The sequence below is a fragment of the Parahaliea maris genome (assembly GCF_008064665.1).
Taxonomy (GTDB): Bacteria; Pseudomonadota; Gammaproteobacteria; order Pseudomonadales; family Halieaceae; genus Parahaliea; species Parahaliea maris.
Genome location: NZ_VRZA01000002.1, coordinates 508,381 through 523,108 on the forward strand (window position 1 = coordinate 508,381; position 14,728 = coordinate 523,108).

General features: G+C 60.4%; 16 protein-coding genes. 11 read left to right on the top strand and 5 right to left on the bottom strand.

Annotated features, from left to right (window positions below; translation table 11 throughout):
- The first annotated feature begins 15 nt into the window (after positions 1-15).
- Positions 16-1,890 carry a pyruvate kinase gene (locus FV139_RS06675; RefSeq protein WP_148067472.1) on the top strand — a complete coding sequence of 625 codons (1,875 nt, stop codon included), beginning with the start codon at positions 16-18 and terminating at the stop codon, positions 1,888-1,890.
- Here FV139_RS06675 and FV139_RS06680 read toward each other — a convergent pair.
- Entirely contained in the window at positions 1,874-3,328 is a 1,455-nt protein-coding gene (locus tag FV139_RS06680; RefSeq protein ID WP_148067473.1) for an HNH endonuclease signature motif containing protein, read from the bottom strand. The two genes, FV139_RS06675 and FV139_RS06680, sit on opposite strands and share 17 nt — an antisense overlap.
- Positions 3,329-3,570: 242 nt before the next feature.
- Between FV139_RS06680 and FV139_RS06685 the strand changes: the two genes are divergently transcribed.
- The 3 genes from FV139_RS06685 (at position 3,571) to FV139_RS06695 (ending at position 5,201) form a co-directional block, all read left to right on the top strand.
- Entirely contained in the window at positions 3,571-3,807 is a 237-nt protein-coding gene (locus FV139_RS06685) for a CDGSH iron-sulfur domain-containing protein (RefSeq protein ID WP_148067474.1), read from the top strand.
- A gap of 181 nt (positions 3,808-3,988) precedes the next feature.
- Positions 3,989-4,468 (top strand): hypothetical protein, encoded by a 480-nt coding sequence (locus FV139_RS06690; RefSeq protein WP_148067475.1) that lies wholly within the window; start codon positions 3,989-3,991, stop codon positions 4,466-4,468.
- A 190-nt stretch (positions 4,469-4,658) separates the two neighbouring features.
- On the top strand, positions 4,659-5,201 hold the full coding sequence (locus FV139_RS06695; RefSeq protein ID WP_148067476.1) for a hypothetical protein: 543 nt from the start codon (positions 4,659-4,661) through the stop codon (positions 5,199-5,201).
- A gap of 77 nt (positions 5,202-5,278) precedes the next feature.
- On the opposite strand, the gene FV139_RS06700 is transcribed toward FV139_RS06695, so the two are convergent.
- Positions 5,279-5,782, bottom strand: coding sequence for a hypothetical protein (locus FV139_RS06700; protein WP_148067477.1), 504 nt, complete (start codon positions 5,780-5,782; stop codon positions 5,279-5,281).
- Positions 5,783-6,133: 351 nt separating this feature from the next.
- On the opposite strand from FV139_RS06700, the gene FV139_RS06705 reads away from it, so the two are divergent.
- The gene (locus FV139_RS06705) at positions 6,134-7,321 is read left to right on the top strand and encodes a DUF1214 domain-containing protein (protein ID WP_148067478.1); all 1,188 of its coding nucleotides are present in this window, start codon (positions 6,134-6,136) and stop codon (positions 7,319-7,321) included.
- A 69-nt stretch (positions 7,322-7,390) separates the two neighbouring features.
- The gene (locus FV139_RS06710; protein WP_148067479.1) at positions 7,391-8,731 is read left to right on the top strand and encodes an oxygenase MpaB family protein; all 1,341 of its coding nucleotides are present in this window, start codon (positions 7,391-7,393) and stop codon (positions 8,729-8,731) included.
- Here FV139_RS06710 and FV139_RS06715 read toward each other — a convergent pair.
- Positions 8,722-9,045, bottom strand: a complete 324-nt coding sequence (locus tag FV139_RS06715) for a cupin domain-containing protein (protein ID WP_148067480.1) — start codon at positions 9,043-9,045, stop codon at positions 8,722-8,724. The genes FV139_RS06710 and FV139_RS06715 overlap by 10 nt on opposite strands.
- A gap of 234 nt (positions 9,046-9,279) precedes the next feature.
- Here FV139_RS06715 and FV139_RS06720 point away from each other — a divergent pair, with 234 nt between their 5' ends.
- Both FV139_RS06720 and FV139_RS06725 read left to right on the top strand, forming a co-directional pair.
- Positions 9,280-10,239 carry a sterol desaturase family protein gene (locus tag FV139_RS06720; protein ID WP_148067481.1) on the top strand — a complete coding sequence of 320 codons (960 nt, stop codon included), beginning with the start codon at positions 9,280-9,282 and terminating at the stop codon, positions 10,237-10,239.
- A 32-nt stretch (positions 10,240-10,271) separates the two neighbouring features.
- Positions 10,272-10,835 carry a hypothetical protein gene (locus tag FV139_RS06725; protein WP_148067482.1) on the top strand — a complete coding sequence of 188 codons (564 nt, stop codon included), beginning with the start codon at positions 10,272-10,274 and terminating at the stop codon, positions 10,833-10,835.
- On the opposite strand, the gene FV139_RS06730 is transcribed toward FV139_RS06725, so the two are convergent.
- Together FV139_RS06730 and FV139_RS06735 are read right to left on the bottom strand one after the other, a co-directional pair.
- Entirely contained in the window at positions 10,832-11,464 is a 633-nt protein-coding gene (locus tag FV139_RS06730; protein WP_148067483.1) for a TetR/AcrR family transcriptional regulator, read from the bottom strand. The genes FV139_RS06725 and FV139_RS06730 overlap by 4 nt on opposite strands.
- Before the next feature lie 14 nt (positions 11,465-11,478).
- Positions 11,479-12,459 (bottom strand): malate dehydrogenase, encoded by a 981-nt coding sequence (locus FV139_RS06735; RefSeq protein WP_148067484.1) that lies wholly within the window; start codon positions 12,457-12,459, stop codon positions 11,479-11,481.
- A 124-nt stretch (positions 12,460-12,583) separates the two neighbouring features.
- Between FV139_RS06735 and ttcA the strand changes: the two genes are divergently transcribed.
- Genes ttcA through ccmB form a run of 3 tightly spaced genes read left to right on the top strand, consistent with a single transcriptional unit; the run spans position 12,584 to position 14,723 of the window.
- On the top strand, positions 12,584-13,441 hold the full coding sequence (ttcA, locus tag FV139_RS06740; protein WP_148067485.1) for a tRNA 2-thiocytidine(32) synthetase TtcA: 858 nt from the start codon (positions 12,584-12,586) through the stop codon (positions 13,439-13,441).
- Positions 13,441-14,040: a cytochrome c biogenesis heme-transporting ATPase CcmA gene (gene ccmA / locus FV139_RS06745; protein WP_328592273.1), complete on the top strand. Its 600-nt coding sequence runs from the start codon at positions 13,441-13,443 to the stop codon at positions 14,038-14,040. Before ttcA ends, ccmA begins: the two co-directional genes overlap by 1 nt.
- A complete protein-coding gene (gene ccmB / locus FV139_RS06750) occupies positions 14,040-14,723 on the top strand; it encodes a heme exporter protein CcmB (protein WP_148067967.1) in 684 nt (227 codons plus the stop codon). Before ccmA ends, ccmB begins: the two co-directional genes overlap by 1 nt.
- The last annotated feature ends 5 nt before the right edge of the window (positions 14,724-14,728 follow it).

Here is a 14,728-nt window from a genome sequence, read left to right on the forward strand (position 1 = left end):
CAATGAGGACGGACCATGCCTCAGGTCAACGAACCCGATGTTCCAGACGGGAAGAGTTTGCAAGCACTGATCAGCGAGCTGGCGACGATCAGGCGGGAAATGCTGGCAGCGGCAGGGCGAGTGCCGGGCAGCGTCCATCCTTCGCAGCGCGAAAGCGCGGTCAACCTCCTGCACTATCTCGCCCTGCGGCACAGGGACCTGAGGCCACTGCAGGCCCGGCTTGCCGTGCTGGGTCTGTCTTCCCTCGGGCGTTCCGAGTCCCACGTACTCGCGTCTATCGATGCTGTGCTGGGCACCCTGTGCAAACTGACCGGAACAACCTGGGAAGAGGGTGATGAACTCGTCGGCGCGTTACAGTTTCGCCGCGGGGGTGAGCTGCTCGAGGAGCATACCCGGGCGCTGCTGGGTCCGCCCCCCGTTGGGCGCAACCCGCGAATCATGGTGACCATGCCCAGCGAGGCGGCGACCAACTACCCGCTGGTGCGGGACCTCGTGCAGGCCGGTATGGACTGTATGCGGATCAACTGTGCTCACGACAGCGCGATAGAGTGGGGCTTGATGATCGACAACCTGCGCCGGGCAGAGGAAGAGCTGGGGCGTTCGTGCCGGGTCAGTATGGACCTGGCGGGGCCCAAGCTGCGCACCGGGCAGATCGAGGGGGGATTGGCGGTGGCACGCTGTCGTCCGACGCGCAACGCCTTCGGCGAGGTCACCAGGGCCGCGCGCCTGTGGTTGAGTCCAAGGGACAATCCCGCCGCCTCGCCAACGCCCGCCGACCTGTGCCTGCAGGTGGATGCCGGTTGGCTGGCCGCACTGGCACCGGGGGATGAGGTCTGCCTCACCGATACCCGCGGAGCGCATCGGCGGATGAGGGTGCTGGATGCGGCCCCATCCGGCGTGTGGTTGGAGGGATTGAAGACGGCGTACTTCTCGCCAGATGTAGTGCTGCACCACCACCGTGCGAACGGCAAGGATTGCCAGACGCCGGTGTACGGCGTGCCCTGCATCGAGGCAGCGATAACGCTCGCCCCGGGTGACCTTCTCATCCTCAAGCCGGGCCAGGAGCCGGGCCGGGCTGCCATTCGTGACAGTGGTGGCGCGCTGCTTACCCCGGCCAGTATCAGCTGCACCCTGCCCGAGGTGCTCGCCTGCGTGAATACGGGGGAAGAGGTCTGGTTTGACGATGGCAAGATTGGCGGCGAAATCGAGAGCATCTGTGACGGGCAGCTCTACGTACGGATACACCACACCGGGCCCGACGGCAGCAAACTGCGCGCCGACAAAGGCATCAATTTCCCCGGTAGCCGGCTCGACCTGGCGGCGATGACCGGGAAAGACGTGCTTGATCTCGATTTTGTCGCCCGCCGCGCACAGATGGTGGCGTTGTCATTCGCAAATACAGTGGACGACGTAGAGGCGCTTAAATCACGCCTGCTAGCGTTTGGCGAAGACGTTCCCGCCATCGTGCTGAAAATCGAGACCGTCGCGGGTTTCCATAACCTCCCAGCCATGCTGTTGGCGGCGATGGCCGCTCCGGTTTGCGGCGTGATGATCGCTCGGGGCGATCTGGCGGTAGAGGCCGGGTTCGAGCGCCTGGCGGAAGTGCAGGAAGAAATCCTCTGGCTGTGCGAGGCGGCGCATGTTCCCGTTATCTGGGCGACCCAGGTGCTGGAGACCCAGGCCAAGACTGGCGCCCCCACCCGGGCGGAGATCACCGACGCCGCCATGGGCCACCGCGCTGAGTGCGTGATGCTCAACAAGGGCCCGCACATCCATGAGACCGTGCGAACGCTGGACAACATACTGCGACGGATGCAGGGCCATCAATTCAAGAAACAGGCGATGCTGCGGGAGTTGAGCCTGGCGGGGGCGTTCAGCCTTGGAGGGTGAGTCGGAGTAACCCGTCGACTGCCATGCCATAATCCATGGTCTCGCCGGTCCAGTAAGGCCGAATCGTGTTGGCCTCAACATTGGGCCCCAGTTTCCTGAGGGCCAGCGCTGACGTCTCCGCGGAGACGTCCGGATACTGCGGGAATAAGCTGCTCTTGATGGCAGAGCCGGCTGGTGTGGTAAAGCGCAGAGCCGGTGAGGCGTGACCTTCACTCGGTACCGCCTCGATACGGAAGCCGCCCTGGTGCAGCAGACGGTGATGGTAGCGGCACAGGGTCACCAGGTTGTTCAGGCTGGTTTCGCCGCCATCGGCCCAGTGCTGGATATGGTGGGCATCCACGTAACGCGATTCGCAGCAGCCTGGCACGCGGCAGGTTTTGTCTCGCAGTGCCAGGGCCCGGCGAATGGCAGGCGGCACGGTGCGGGCGCGGCGGCCAATATTCAGCACTTCTCCATTGTTGTTTTCCAGCACGGTCACCAGGCTGGCGTCACAGGACAACCGGCGGGTGGTATCCGGGCTGAGCCATTGTTTATGTTCGAATTCACAGCAGTGGGGGCCGTGTGTATGCGTCGAGCCGCTCTTTTGCAGAGTGTCGATATCTATGTGCAGTATGATCTGGCAGCGTTCGGCACCTTTCAGGGCCTGAGGAGAAGTGCCACCTGCGCTGGTGGCGAGAAAGTGTTCGGTAATCTTGACCAGGGCATCGGCGCGGGTGTGTTCCAGTAACTCTCGAAACCGGTTGCCTGATTCCCGTTGTTCGCGCTCGACGGTTGCGGAAAACGTCTCCGCGGAGACGTCTCCAGCGGAATCGGCTGCGCAGCTTTCCTGAAGCGCCTGTTGATGCTCAGCCTGAATCGGCGCCGCCACAGCTTCCAGCGCCTTGATAACCTTCTCGCCCGCTTCAGGCGGCAGTTTGGCGTGAATGACCCACATGCCATCGTCGTCCTGGTAGTACAGCAGCTTGCGGTTGTTCTCCTGTTCGTTCTCCCGGCGCCTATCCGACAGTTGCTTTTTAACCTTATCGAACTTGCCCACCAGTTTTTCCATATGGCTGGCGGTGCCGTGGCGGGCGATCATCAGCAGGTAGTCCTCATTGTCCGCAGTAGCTACGCGGGTCATGGCCCGGACTTTGGAATAACTGATTTCGCCTTTGGCGAAGGCGGAGTCGATCAATGGCAGTTCCTCCAGCCTGTGCGCCACCCGTATCTTTTCCCGGGCAGCCCCCAATGCAATGCCGCATTGCCAGTTGAGCCAGTGGGCACAGGTGCGCACCGTGCCGCCGCCGCTCCAGCCCTTGCAGTTGTCGAATTCGGCGATGAGTTTCAGCAAGCGATGGGTAGCGGCGTTGATCTGACCGGCGAGGAGGGTGATTTGCCGAGCGAGATCATCGGTGTCATCTGCGTGAAAAGGCTCTGTGATTCGGACTGGAAGGTTCATGGTGACGCCATCGAAATGCTGGTTGCATATACAGTATTTATTGTGGTTCAACCTGCGGCGTATTTCAAAGTGTTCCGGGTGGGCTTTTATATCGATTGTGCATATCACTGACAGTGATCGGGATTTCTGAAATATGGGTATTTGAGGCCGCTTTCGCCTATATTCTGACTGCGCTTGTGGAGTCGCTATAATGCATCTTACGTTTGGATTATCGGATACGTTTTCAAGAGGGAGGATCGCAAATGACTCAGCCGGTACTAGCCTCGGATACGCCTTACGCAGTGGAAGTAGAAGCGGGAAAATCGTATTTCTGGTGCGCCTGTGGTCGAAGTCAATCGCAGCCTTTTTGTGATGGCTCTCATAAAGACACTGGTTTTATACCTCTGAGATATGAGGCACTCAAATCAGAGAAGGTCTTTTTTTGCGGCTGCAAGAGTACGAAATCGCAGCCAATGTGCGATGGCAGCCACAAAATATAGGAATTGAAGGCTGCAGGAACTGTAGTCCATATACGCCTTTGCTACGGAATGGGTTCATCGGCAACGCCGGTTTTTGCGGAGCGAGCGACCGTGGCCGCTTTAGCCTACTGGCGGACTACTGGACTTCATTTATTGTCGTCAGCTAACCTCGTTTGGAAAGATTACTGGTCGGTGCGCGATAGTGAAGAAATTCAACCTCTCGGAATTGGCTGCCATAGCCGAAGTTGTCGGAACAGTTGCAGTAATAGTTTCATTGGTGTTTGTTGCATTTCAGTTGCAGCGAAACACGAATGAATTACAGGCTGGGCACTCAAATGACCTATACGACTCGCTTCGGGAAATTGAGCTTCTGATGCTATCTTCGCCTCGCCTTACGTCGGCATATTCCAAAGGGTGGAATGGCCTTAGAGACGAGATGTCGGAGGACGAGGCCGCAGTTTTCCAGATGTACCTGACGCAGGTTCTCAACGTCTGGGAACAGGCGTACTCTCGGTCAGTTGATGGCTCTATGTCAGCGGAGGAATACTCTGGCTGGGAGGGGACGTTTTCGGAATACGTACAACAGGGGATGACTGAAGAAGACCTTGAATACGTGCGAGCCTGGTTTGATCCGGAATTCATAACTCTCATCGAAGCAAAACTAAAATCCGGTCAGCATTAGTCATGGGAGGCAGACCTTTGCTGCAAATCAGAGTGTCCCACATGAGGTGAAAGCGGTCCCCTTTGTCGGTCCAGGGGCGACTTATGGCAGTTTCCCGTTTCCGCCTACTTTGCGGCTTTTGGTCTACACTTCCTGCGATCTCTACATTTGACCCCAGGCGGTCATTCATAGAAACCAAAAAGAGCCGTTTGTGTCCCAGTTTGAATTCATCTTCGTCCTGATTTCGATTATCGCTGGTCTGGCACTTGCCCAGCTTCTTTCTGGAATGACGCGTCCACCAAGAAATTCTCTCGGCCGGCTCGACCTTACACACGTGGCATTTTCGGCTGGAACGACCGTGCTCCTGATCACGATTTGGTGGTCAACGTTTCGCTGGCAAACGTATGAGACGTGGACGGTTGTCGAGTTCCTTCTGCTCTGCGGCTATGTGTCGTTGTTTTATGTCAAATCGGTGATACTCAGCCCTTTGCGGACGGAGGAGTTGCCCGCGTTCGAGCAGATTCGAGGCAAGTTTTATGCTGTGCTTGCTCTGTACTGCATCGTGGAACCGGTGGTGATTTTCCTGCGGGATGGTGAATTGGCGCCTTGGTACTACGTACCAATGATGGTTCACTTCTTCGTGTTAGCAGGTCTGGGTATCTACATGGGCAAGGCGATCTTTGATCGGGTGTTTTCTGTCTGGTTTTTAATAGTCAATATTGCCTGGATATTCCTTGCACGATTTACCGGGTAGAAGCGACCGCTTCTGAATTCGCTTGATCAGCGAAATTGCGTCTGTTCTTTTCCACGGTCCCATCTGCCTGGTAGTCCTTACGCTGACTTAACATCCCTGTACAGCGCGTTGGCTTCTCCTTCCCGTTCGTACATCAACGTTTCTATGTATGTTTGGTATTCGGGGAAGAACAGCGACTTGCGGTTAGTCCAGTAATACTCGAAGCCGGGTGTACCCCGGATGGTTCCCAGTGTGCTGTTGATCGCATCCAGCATCCTGGGGTCCAGCGTTCCTTCCTCGACCAGATAGAAGTTGTTCTGAAACTGCAGCATTACCGTATGAAGGACAAAAACAAACCTTACCGCCTCAATATCAGTCAGGTTCTCCGGGTTTCTGATGCCACGCAGCCATATTTCCGCAAGTTCAGCGTTGCCGGACACCATGTTGTAGAAACCGATGAACTCGGAATTTGCATGACTCGCTGTTTCTGAGCGAGTGGCGCTGGTGTTATCGGTGACCTGAACACCTACGTAGACAAGCGATACGATCAGGCCGACGGCAGAAACGATTTCCGCCCAACTTGCGGCTTCAGACAGTTTCATATTTTTTCTCGTTATCAAGAACAATTGTCGAGACGCTGTAAAAACCTCGAATTTTGGGCTGATCTCTAGCGGATTATCGGCGGTCGTCACCCGTAATGTAATGAAGCCGCCCGCTGATCTGTCTACAGGTAGGGCGCAGATATGGGTCCTACAAGACCTGCAGAGTGCCATAGTAGACAGTATAGTCCGGTGAGCAAGATGACAGCTGTGAGGTGGAAGGGGGCAGTACCTGGTTCAGCAAACTGTTATTGAGCGAACAATGCGTTTTCCTTGCCGTGTGATAGCTGGCGACTTAAGTCAGCTCTGTGCTACATCTCGTAGAAAGCCAAGAACAATAACAGGAGTGATGCTGTGGATAGACGTGAATTCCTTCAGGGTGCGGGTGCTTTGGGTGGACTGTCGTTGCTGGGCACAGCGATGGCCGCTGCCGAAGAGGGAGGCAGTGGCAGCCGTGGTGCTATGGCGGATTTGCTGGCGGCGATGGCCGAGGTGGAGCAGACCTATCTCAGCCCAGCATACGGCGTGGTCAGGCCCGATGACGTCGCCGAGGGCGAGCGCTTGCTGGCCCATGTGTTGCACACCGGTCTCCAGTTCTGGCTGGAGGCCGACCTCGACCGACCACAATTCATCCCCTATGTGACGGATCGTCGCAAGCTGTTGGGTGATAACCCCGATGCGCTGTATTACTTTGCCGCCGTTCGTGGTGGGGCTCGCTACCGGATCAGAGGGCAGATCGGTGCGGCGACGTTCACCTCGTTTACTGTGGAGGCGGGCAGCGGAGAGGGGCGGGTAGCCACCGCCTCTCTGGCCGAACTGGATGACGGTAGCCTCGAGATCGCCGCTGATGGCTCCTTCGAAATCCAGCTGGGAGGAGAAAAACCAACCCGTGGTAACTGGCTGCCACTGCCTCCCGAGGCTGCCCAGGTGACGACCCGCCATTACTACGAGACACCGGTCAGTGTGATGAAGGATCCTGCAGCGACGCAGGTGCTTTCCATCGAGCCCGTTGATCCGCCAGCCCTGAAGCCGTGGGGCGGTGACAGCGAGATCGCTACTCGACTGCGCCACGTCGCAAATTTCGTGCGCGGGCAGGTGGCCATGTCGATCCCCGACCCCGCCAAACGACCTCCGATTCCCTGGGTGTCCACTGTGCCCAACCAGTTCCAGAGCCCCGGCCAGTGGCGCAGTGAAACCGGCTACGGCAACCTGAGCGCCTGGTATGCCATGGCGCCCTATGTGTTGCTGCCCGGGCAGGTACTGGAAATCAGCGGGCGCTTTCCGCCCTGCCGCTTTGCCAATGTCGTGCTGTGGAACCGCTTTATGCAGAGTTACGACTACCGCCAGCGGACTGTCTCGTTCAATCGCAACCAGCTGGCGTACGAAGACGACGGCAGTTTCCGACTCCTGCTCGCCCATGAAGATCCGGGGCATCCCAACTGGCTGGATACCGAGGGGCGCGTCTCCGGGCTGGTGTACTGGCGCTACCTGTTGCCACGGGAGACGCCGGAGGGAGTGACAACGCGTCTGCTGTCCGGCTAGCTCCAGGGCCGGGTGATGGCAGGCTGTGTATCAGGTGATATGCTCCGGGGGCGATGATGGAGAGTGCCCATGCAAAGTCCCTATCCCGACAGTGTGCTGGCCCAGCGGCAACTGATACCGGAGATCTACGGCAAGGTTGATTTTTCCCTGGTGCCAGAACGCTTTACCGCAGAGCCGGATGCGGAGAGCGCGATTCGTCGTGAGTATCGGGCGCGGCGTGGCGCGCTGCTAGCAGACAGCGCCACGGTCAAGCTGATTCGGGATTACACGATGATGGGTGACAAGGTTGCGGACGCCTACGCAGCCCTGATTCCCCAGTACGGTTTCAGGACCCTGGTCAGCCTGCTCGAAGCGGCCTGTGACAAGGGGCTCGACGCGTTGTCGTCGCCGCCGGTAGAACTGGTTACCTTCATCCGTTCAATGGAAGAGAAGCCCGCCTGGCTCGACATGAGCCTGGTGGAGGAGGGCGCCTTCGAGGAGCGCAATGCATTTGTGAATCTCGGCCCCTATACGATTCGCGGGGCGTTTATCGCCACCTTCATGAACAAGTATTCGGCCCTGCCGATGGCCATGACCGGGGCGCTGTCGGGGGAGCTTTCCGCCAAGCGCGTATTCGAGACGGCGACGTTCTTCGGCGCCACGATACTGCCCGGCGCCCTGGATCGTTACGGTGAAGGCTTTAAAGCCGCAGCCAAAGTGCGTTTGATGCATTCCATGGTGCGGTTTCACGCCCTGCGCAGCGAGCGCTGGGACGTCGCGACCTATGGCATTCCCATTCCCCAGGTGGACCAGATGCCTGCCGGATTGATCTCGATCTACCTGCTGTCGATGAAAGTCCTCGGCGAGGGCCGCAAAACCTTCTCGGCATCGGAGCGGGCCCGGCTGGAGCTGTCGCGTTACCGTTGCTTCCTGCTGGGCCTGCCGGAGGAGCTATTGGGAGAGACGCCGGAGGATATCGTCCGGCTGATGATGACCCGCAATGCAACCCTGCGGGCGGGCTTTGACGACGCAACCTGCGGTGAACTGGTGCGCGCTACCATGGCGGCGGACTTGCGCCGCAATCCTTCACAATGGGGCGCGGTGTCGAACCGCCTGGAGCAGGGCTTCTCCAAGTATTTCTTCGTCAAGAATTTTTGCGATGACGACTTCGCCCGGGCCCGGCGCATCGGTGTCACCCTCAGTCCGGGAGACTGGCTGGCGGTGGTGCTGACCGCACTGCTGATATTCGGCAAATTGCGCCTGTACCGGCTGGCTTTGGAGATACCCCCTTTGCGGGCCGTGGCGGGCAGGTCCCTGCTACGTCGACTGCGCCTGCTGCTGTCGCGCTGGGGGCGGGCGGAGTTTGTGACGGACGCATCCAGTTACCGCGAGCCTGCTGACCCGGCTCCCCGGGTGTCGTCTCAGGAATAGAACACCGCCACCCAGACGGTCCGTCTGTCGGTAGCGGTCCAGGAGACCCGGTGCCTGCTGTGGGCCGGGATGGTGAGGTAGTCCCCTTTCTGTAAGCGGTGAACCATGCCGTCGTCGAAGGTCACTTCGGCTGCGCCCTGGATCACCAACACCCATTCGTGTTCCGCCTGGTCGTACCAGCCGGTCTCCGGGGAAGTCTGGCCGGTGGACACAATTCGCTCGATGCGTACTGTGTCTCCCCGGGCGAGGTCGGTGAAGATTTCCTTACCCCAGGAGGGCGGAATGGATTCCAGCAGGTTGCCATGCTGTTTCATTGAGTGCGTCCTCTGCGCTGGGGCGAGTCATGGGAGCCCGCCGGTCCTTTTCAGTTTGGAATAATACAAGCGCCGCGTCATGCCAATTCTATGGAATCCTTTCCGCTGTGGATGCTTTACCATCAGGTGAGCTGTGCCCTGACCTAGTGACCACAGGAGTGGGCCGCCAATCGCCGTAGCGCACAGTGAGCTGTTGCAGAGAACCCGATTGGTGGTATCCGGGGATGTGATTCGATGACCGATCAGGCCGAGTCCGTCGAGGCGCCTGATGCCTCTGCAATGCCGGTGACCTCGTCGCCGGCGCATTCACGTTGGCACGATTTCCTGCTGACCCTGCCACAACCGCTACTCGTACTGGGCTCCATGTTTTCGGTGGCGCTGGTGTACACCTATCAGTGGTTCGACCCGGGCCTGTACGCCGTCATCATGACGGTGCTGCCCTTGCCCCTCGTCCTGATAGCGGAGCGCATCTGGGGCAAGCGCGAGGACTGGGAGTTGAGTCCGCGGGAGTTTGCGGAAGACGCCTTCTGGATTGCCGGTAGCGGTCTGTTGTGGGTGCCGCTGTACGTGGATTATTACAAGACACCGATTTCCGAAGGCTTCAGAGCAGTGCGCGATCTTGCGCCCCTGGATATCGAACTGGCGCCGCAGTCCGTCATTGGACTGGTTTTCGGGGCGATCCTGGTCAGGACACTGGCCGAGTTTATCTACTACTGGCTGCACCGCGCCCAGCACGAGTCCCTGTTCTGGTGGCGAATTCACGCCACCCATCACCACATCACCAAGATGGGCGCTGCGCGCAGCGACCGCACCCATCCCCTGGAATTCCTCGCCCTGATGATCGGCACGCCCATCATACTTGCGCTGACCGGGGCCAGCGACGCCCTGATCGCAGTCACCGGCGCTTTCGGATTCTTCAGTGGCTACCTCAATCACGCCAACCTGCCGCTGCGGTCTGGCATCTACGGGCTCTATTTCACCACCGCGGAGCAGCATCACCTGCATCACTCCCGGGATATGGACAGCAGCAACTCCAATTACGGCTGCACCATCATCATCTGGGACCGTATCTTCGGCACCTACTCGGGCCGCACGGATATCGAGGCCATTGGCGCCGGCACAGGCAAGGCCCTGAGCATCTGGGACCAGTACAAAATGGCCTTTGTCTCGACGGACCGACTCACCAAATACTAGGGGGCAAAACTGTGATTGAGGGGAGGGCAGTAGTGGGGGCGGCAGCACTGTTGATGGCGGCCACTGCCGTCCTGGCGCAGGCATCTCTGGCAAGCGATCAACAGCAGGCGCTGGAGGCCAACCGGAACACCGCGGAGGCATTTATCGACGCGTTTTACTCCTTCGACCCGGCACAGTTGGCGCCGCTGCTGGAGCATGCCGATGAGAGTGCCGGCAAGATTCTGCATTACCAGGGCTGGGCCGAGGGCGGAAACTACAAGGTCCTGCAGCGCCAGGCCTGCGAAGCCGAATCGGCGTGGAAGTTTCACTGTGCTGTCACCGTGCAGGACGATCCTGTGCTTGCCCTGCAGACCGGGTTCAATGTGACCGACACTTTCCACCTGACGTTTGCCGGCCAGGCTATCGCGTCAATTGAAACCAGCTCCAACGACCAGCCCATTTACTACGAGGCGCGGGAATGGGTGGAGCAGAATATGCCCGAAGTGATGGCGGGACCCTGCGCCGAGAGCGCGGCGACGCCGGCAGCCTGTGCCCGGGCCATGACGGAGGGCTACAAGGCGTTTTATGCCATCAGGCAGGAGAAGGGGGAGAATTAGCCTGGCCGGGTTTGTTCCCGGCGAATACCTGCAATAAACGTGCGCACACTCAGGTCCACCTGGCGCTCGAGGTCGATGTGGCGCTGGAACAGGTCCGGCACATCCACCCGCAGGGTGGCCAGGCCGTGGATGCCCGCCCAACCCGCATTGGCAAGATAGACGAGGTCCTGCTCGGCGAAGATACCGCGTTCCATACCGTGACGCAGGATGGTCTGTACCAGCAGGAAGGTGGCCCGGCTGGCTTCACGCAATTCAGGGTACTGCTCGGCTGGCTGGGTGGCGGGGCCGAACATCAGTTTGAACAGTTGGGGGTTTTCTGCGGCGTAGGCCACATAGGCGTGGGCGAAAGCCATCAACTCGGCTTCCGGGCAGTCACCGGCTTGCTGTCCGGCCTGCTTGAGGGCCGTGAGCAGCCCGCGGTAACCGCGGGCTGCCATGGCGGCGAACAGTTCGCCTTTGTCGGCAAAGTGACGGTAGGGCGCCGTCTGGGACACGCCGATGGCGCGCGCCAGGGCACGCAGGCTCAGGGTTTCGGCACCCTGTTCCCGCAGCTGGTCCACGGCGGTGTCGAGCAGTTCCGCCCGCAGGTTGCCGTGGTGGTAGCTTCGGCTGGCTCCCTCGTCACTCATTGCCCGGTCGCAGGTCAGGGCAGCAGGTGCTTGACCGCGTCGCGCTCTTCGGCCAGTTCGGTTTCCGTGGCCGTCATCTTGGCCTGACTGAACTCACCCACGTCCACGCCCTGGACGATTTCCCAGTCGCCACCCTTGCAGCGGCAGGGGAAGGAGTAGATCAGGCCTTCGGCGATGCCGTAGGAACCGTCGGAGTACACACCCATGGAGACCCAGTCGTCGCCCTCGGTGCCCAGCGCCCAGCTGCGCATGTGATCGATGGCAGCGTTGGCGGCAGAGGCGGCGGAGGAAGCGCCACGGGCCTTGATGATGGCGGCACCGCGCTGCTGCACAGTGGGGATGAAGTCCGCTTCATACCAGGCCTGGTCAACCAGTTCGATCGCCTTGGTGCCATCGACTTCGGCATTGAACAGGTCGGGGTACTGGGTGGCGGAGTGGTTGCCCCAGATGGTCATGCGCTTCACGTCGTTGACGGTCTTGCCGGTTTTCTGGGCAATCTGGGTCATGGCGCGGTTGTGATCCAGGCGGGTCATCGCAGTGAAGTTGCGCGGGTCGATGCCCGGCGCGTTGCGCTGGGTGATCAGGGCGTTGGTGTTGGCGGGGTTGCCGACGACCAGGACCTTGATGTCCTTGCTGGCGTTGTCGTTGATCGCCTTGCCCTGCACGGAGAAGATCGCCGCGTTGGCTTCCAGCAGGTCCTTGCGCTCCATGCCCGGGCCGCGGGGGCGGGCGCCGACCAGCAGGGCGTAGTCGGTGTCCTTGAACGCCACGTTCGGGTCGTCGGAGCAGGTGATGCCGGCCAGCAGCGGGAAGGCGCAGTCGTCCAGCTCCATGCGAACGCCCTCGAGGGCTTCCATGGCGGGGGTGATGTCCAGCAGTTGCAGGATCACGGGCTGGTCGTCGCCCAGCATGGCGCCGGAGGCGATACGGAACAGCAGGGCGTAGCCGATCTGGCCAGCGGCGCCAGTGACGGTGACTCGAACAGGTGCTTTCATGGAGAGGCGTCCTCAGTCGGATGGTGGGGGAAATTGGGGCGCACATTGTCCGGGGAAATGGATGAAAAAACAAGCAGCCCCCTGTAAAATGCGCCGCGAATCAATGACATGACGAAAACCCTTTATGCGCGAACTCTCTCGCAAGGAAAAAACCGAGTTCAACAAGCTGCAGAAACGGCTGCGCCGCAACGTGGGCAACGCCATTGCCGACTACAACATGATCGAGGATGGCGACCGGATCATGGTGTGCCTGTCCGGCGGCAAGGACTCCTACGGCATGCTCGATGTGCTGATGAACCTGCGCCAGAGCGCGCCGGTGGACTTCGAGCTGGTGGCGGTGAATCTCGATCAGAAGCAGCCCGGTTTCCCCGAGGAAGTCCTGCCGGCCTACCTCGAGGCACTCGATATTCCCTACTACATCCTCGAGAAGGACACCTACAGCATCGTGCGCGAAGTGGTGCCCGAGGGCAAAACCACCTGCGGCCTGTGCTCACGCCTGCGCCGGGGCAGCCTGTACGGCTTCGCCGCGGACATCGGCGCCAACAAGATCGCCCTGGGTCACCACCGGGACGACATTGTCGAAACCCTGTTCCTCAACATGTTCTTTCAGGGTACCCTCAAGGCCATGCCCCCCAAGCTGTTGAGCGATGACGGTAAAAATGTGGTTATCCGGCCCCTGGCATACTGCAAGGAGAAGGACCTGATGGCCTACGCCGATTACAAGGCCTTCCCCATCATTCCCTGTAACCTCTGCGGTTCCCAGGAAAACCTCCAGCGCCAGCAGGTGAAACTCATGCTGGCGGAGTGGGAGCGGCAGTACCCCGGCCGCACCGAGACTATCTTCCGCGCCATCAAGAATGTGGCGCCTTCCCAGCTGGCAGACACAGGATTGTTTGACTTTGCCGGCCTGCGCTCAGGCAGCCTGCGCGCGGAGGTCGACAACGACCTTCACCTCCCTGGCATCCGGGTCGTCAATCTCTAGTGGCCTCCCTGCTGGAGGCCGTGGACCTCGGCCTGGTGCGGGGTGGCCGGGACCTGTTCCAGCAACTCAGCTTCGAGGTCGGCCCCGGCCAGCTGGTGCAGATTGAAGGCGTTAACGGCGCCGGCAAGACCAGCCTGTTGCGGATTCTCGCGGGTCTGTCCCGCTACGGCTTCAGCGGCAGGGTGATCCGCCACGCCCCCCTGATGTATCTGGGGCATCATAGCGCGGTGAAGGGCATGCTGACGCCGCGCGAGAATCTGGCGTGGCATATCTCGGGGGAGGGGAGTTACAGCCCCGGGGAGATTGACGACGCCCTCGCCCGAGTCGGGCTGTACGGTTACGAAGACGTTCCCAGCCATGCGCTGTCCGCTGGCCAGCATCGCCGGGTCAACCTGGCGCGGCTGTACCTGTCCCGGGCCCCCCTGTGGCTGCTGGATGAGCCCTTTACCGCTATCGACAAGGGCGGCGTCGCGGAGCTGGAAGCCCTGCTGGTGCGACATGCCACCGCCGGCAACGCGGTCATACTGACATCTCACCAGAGCCTGTCGGTCAGCTACCCGGTGGCCATGCTCGACCTGCTGACGGGCCTGGCCGCGTGATGGCTCCCGGCGCCCTGGCGTTCTGCAGCCGCATCCTGCGCCGTCAACTGGTGCTGGCCCTGCGCCGCCCGGTGGATATCGGCAACCCGCTGCTGTTCTTTGCCATGGTGGTGGCCCTGTTCCCGCTGGGGCTGGGCCCGGCGCCGGCGGCGCTGGCGGGCTTCGCCCCCGGCATCCTGTGGATTATTGCCCTGCTGGCCAACCTGCTGACGGCAGACAACCTGTTTCGCGGCGATTTCGAGGACGGCAGCCTGGAGCAACTGCTGTTGTCACCCCAGCCCCTGTACCTGTCGGTGCTGGCCTACACCCTGGCGCAATGGCTGGTGACCGGCCTGCTGCTGGCCCTGGTGTCGCCGCTGTTTGCAGTGATGCTGGGCTTGTCAGCCAGCGCGATCCCGGTGCTGATGTTCAGCCTGCTGCTGGGTTCTGCGGTACTGAGCCTGGTGGGCGGTATTGGCGCCGCACTCACTGTGGGCCTGAAGCGTGGCGGCATGCTGATTGCGCTGCTGATCCTGCCCTTCTATATGCCGGTGCTGATCTTCGGCAGTGCTGCGGTACAGGCGGTGGCGGGGGGCATGGATGCCTCTGCCCACCTGGCGATACTCGGGGCCATGCTCTGTTTTGCCATCGCTCTGGCGCCGCTGGCCATCGGCGCTGCACTGAGGATCAGTATCGATGCCTGATGTCA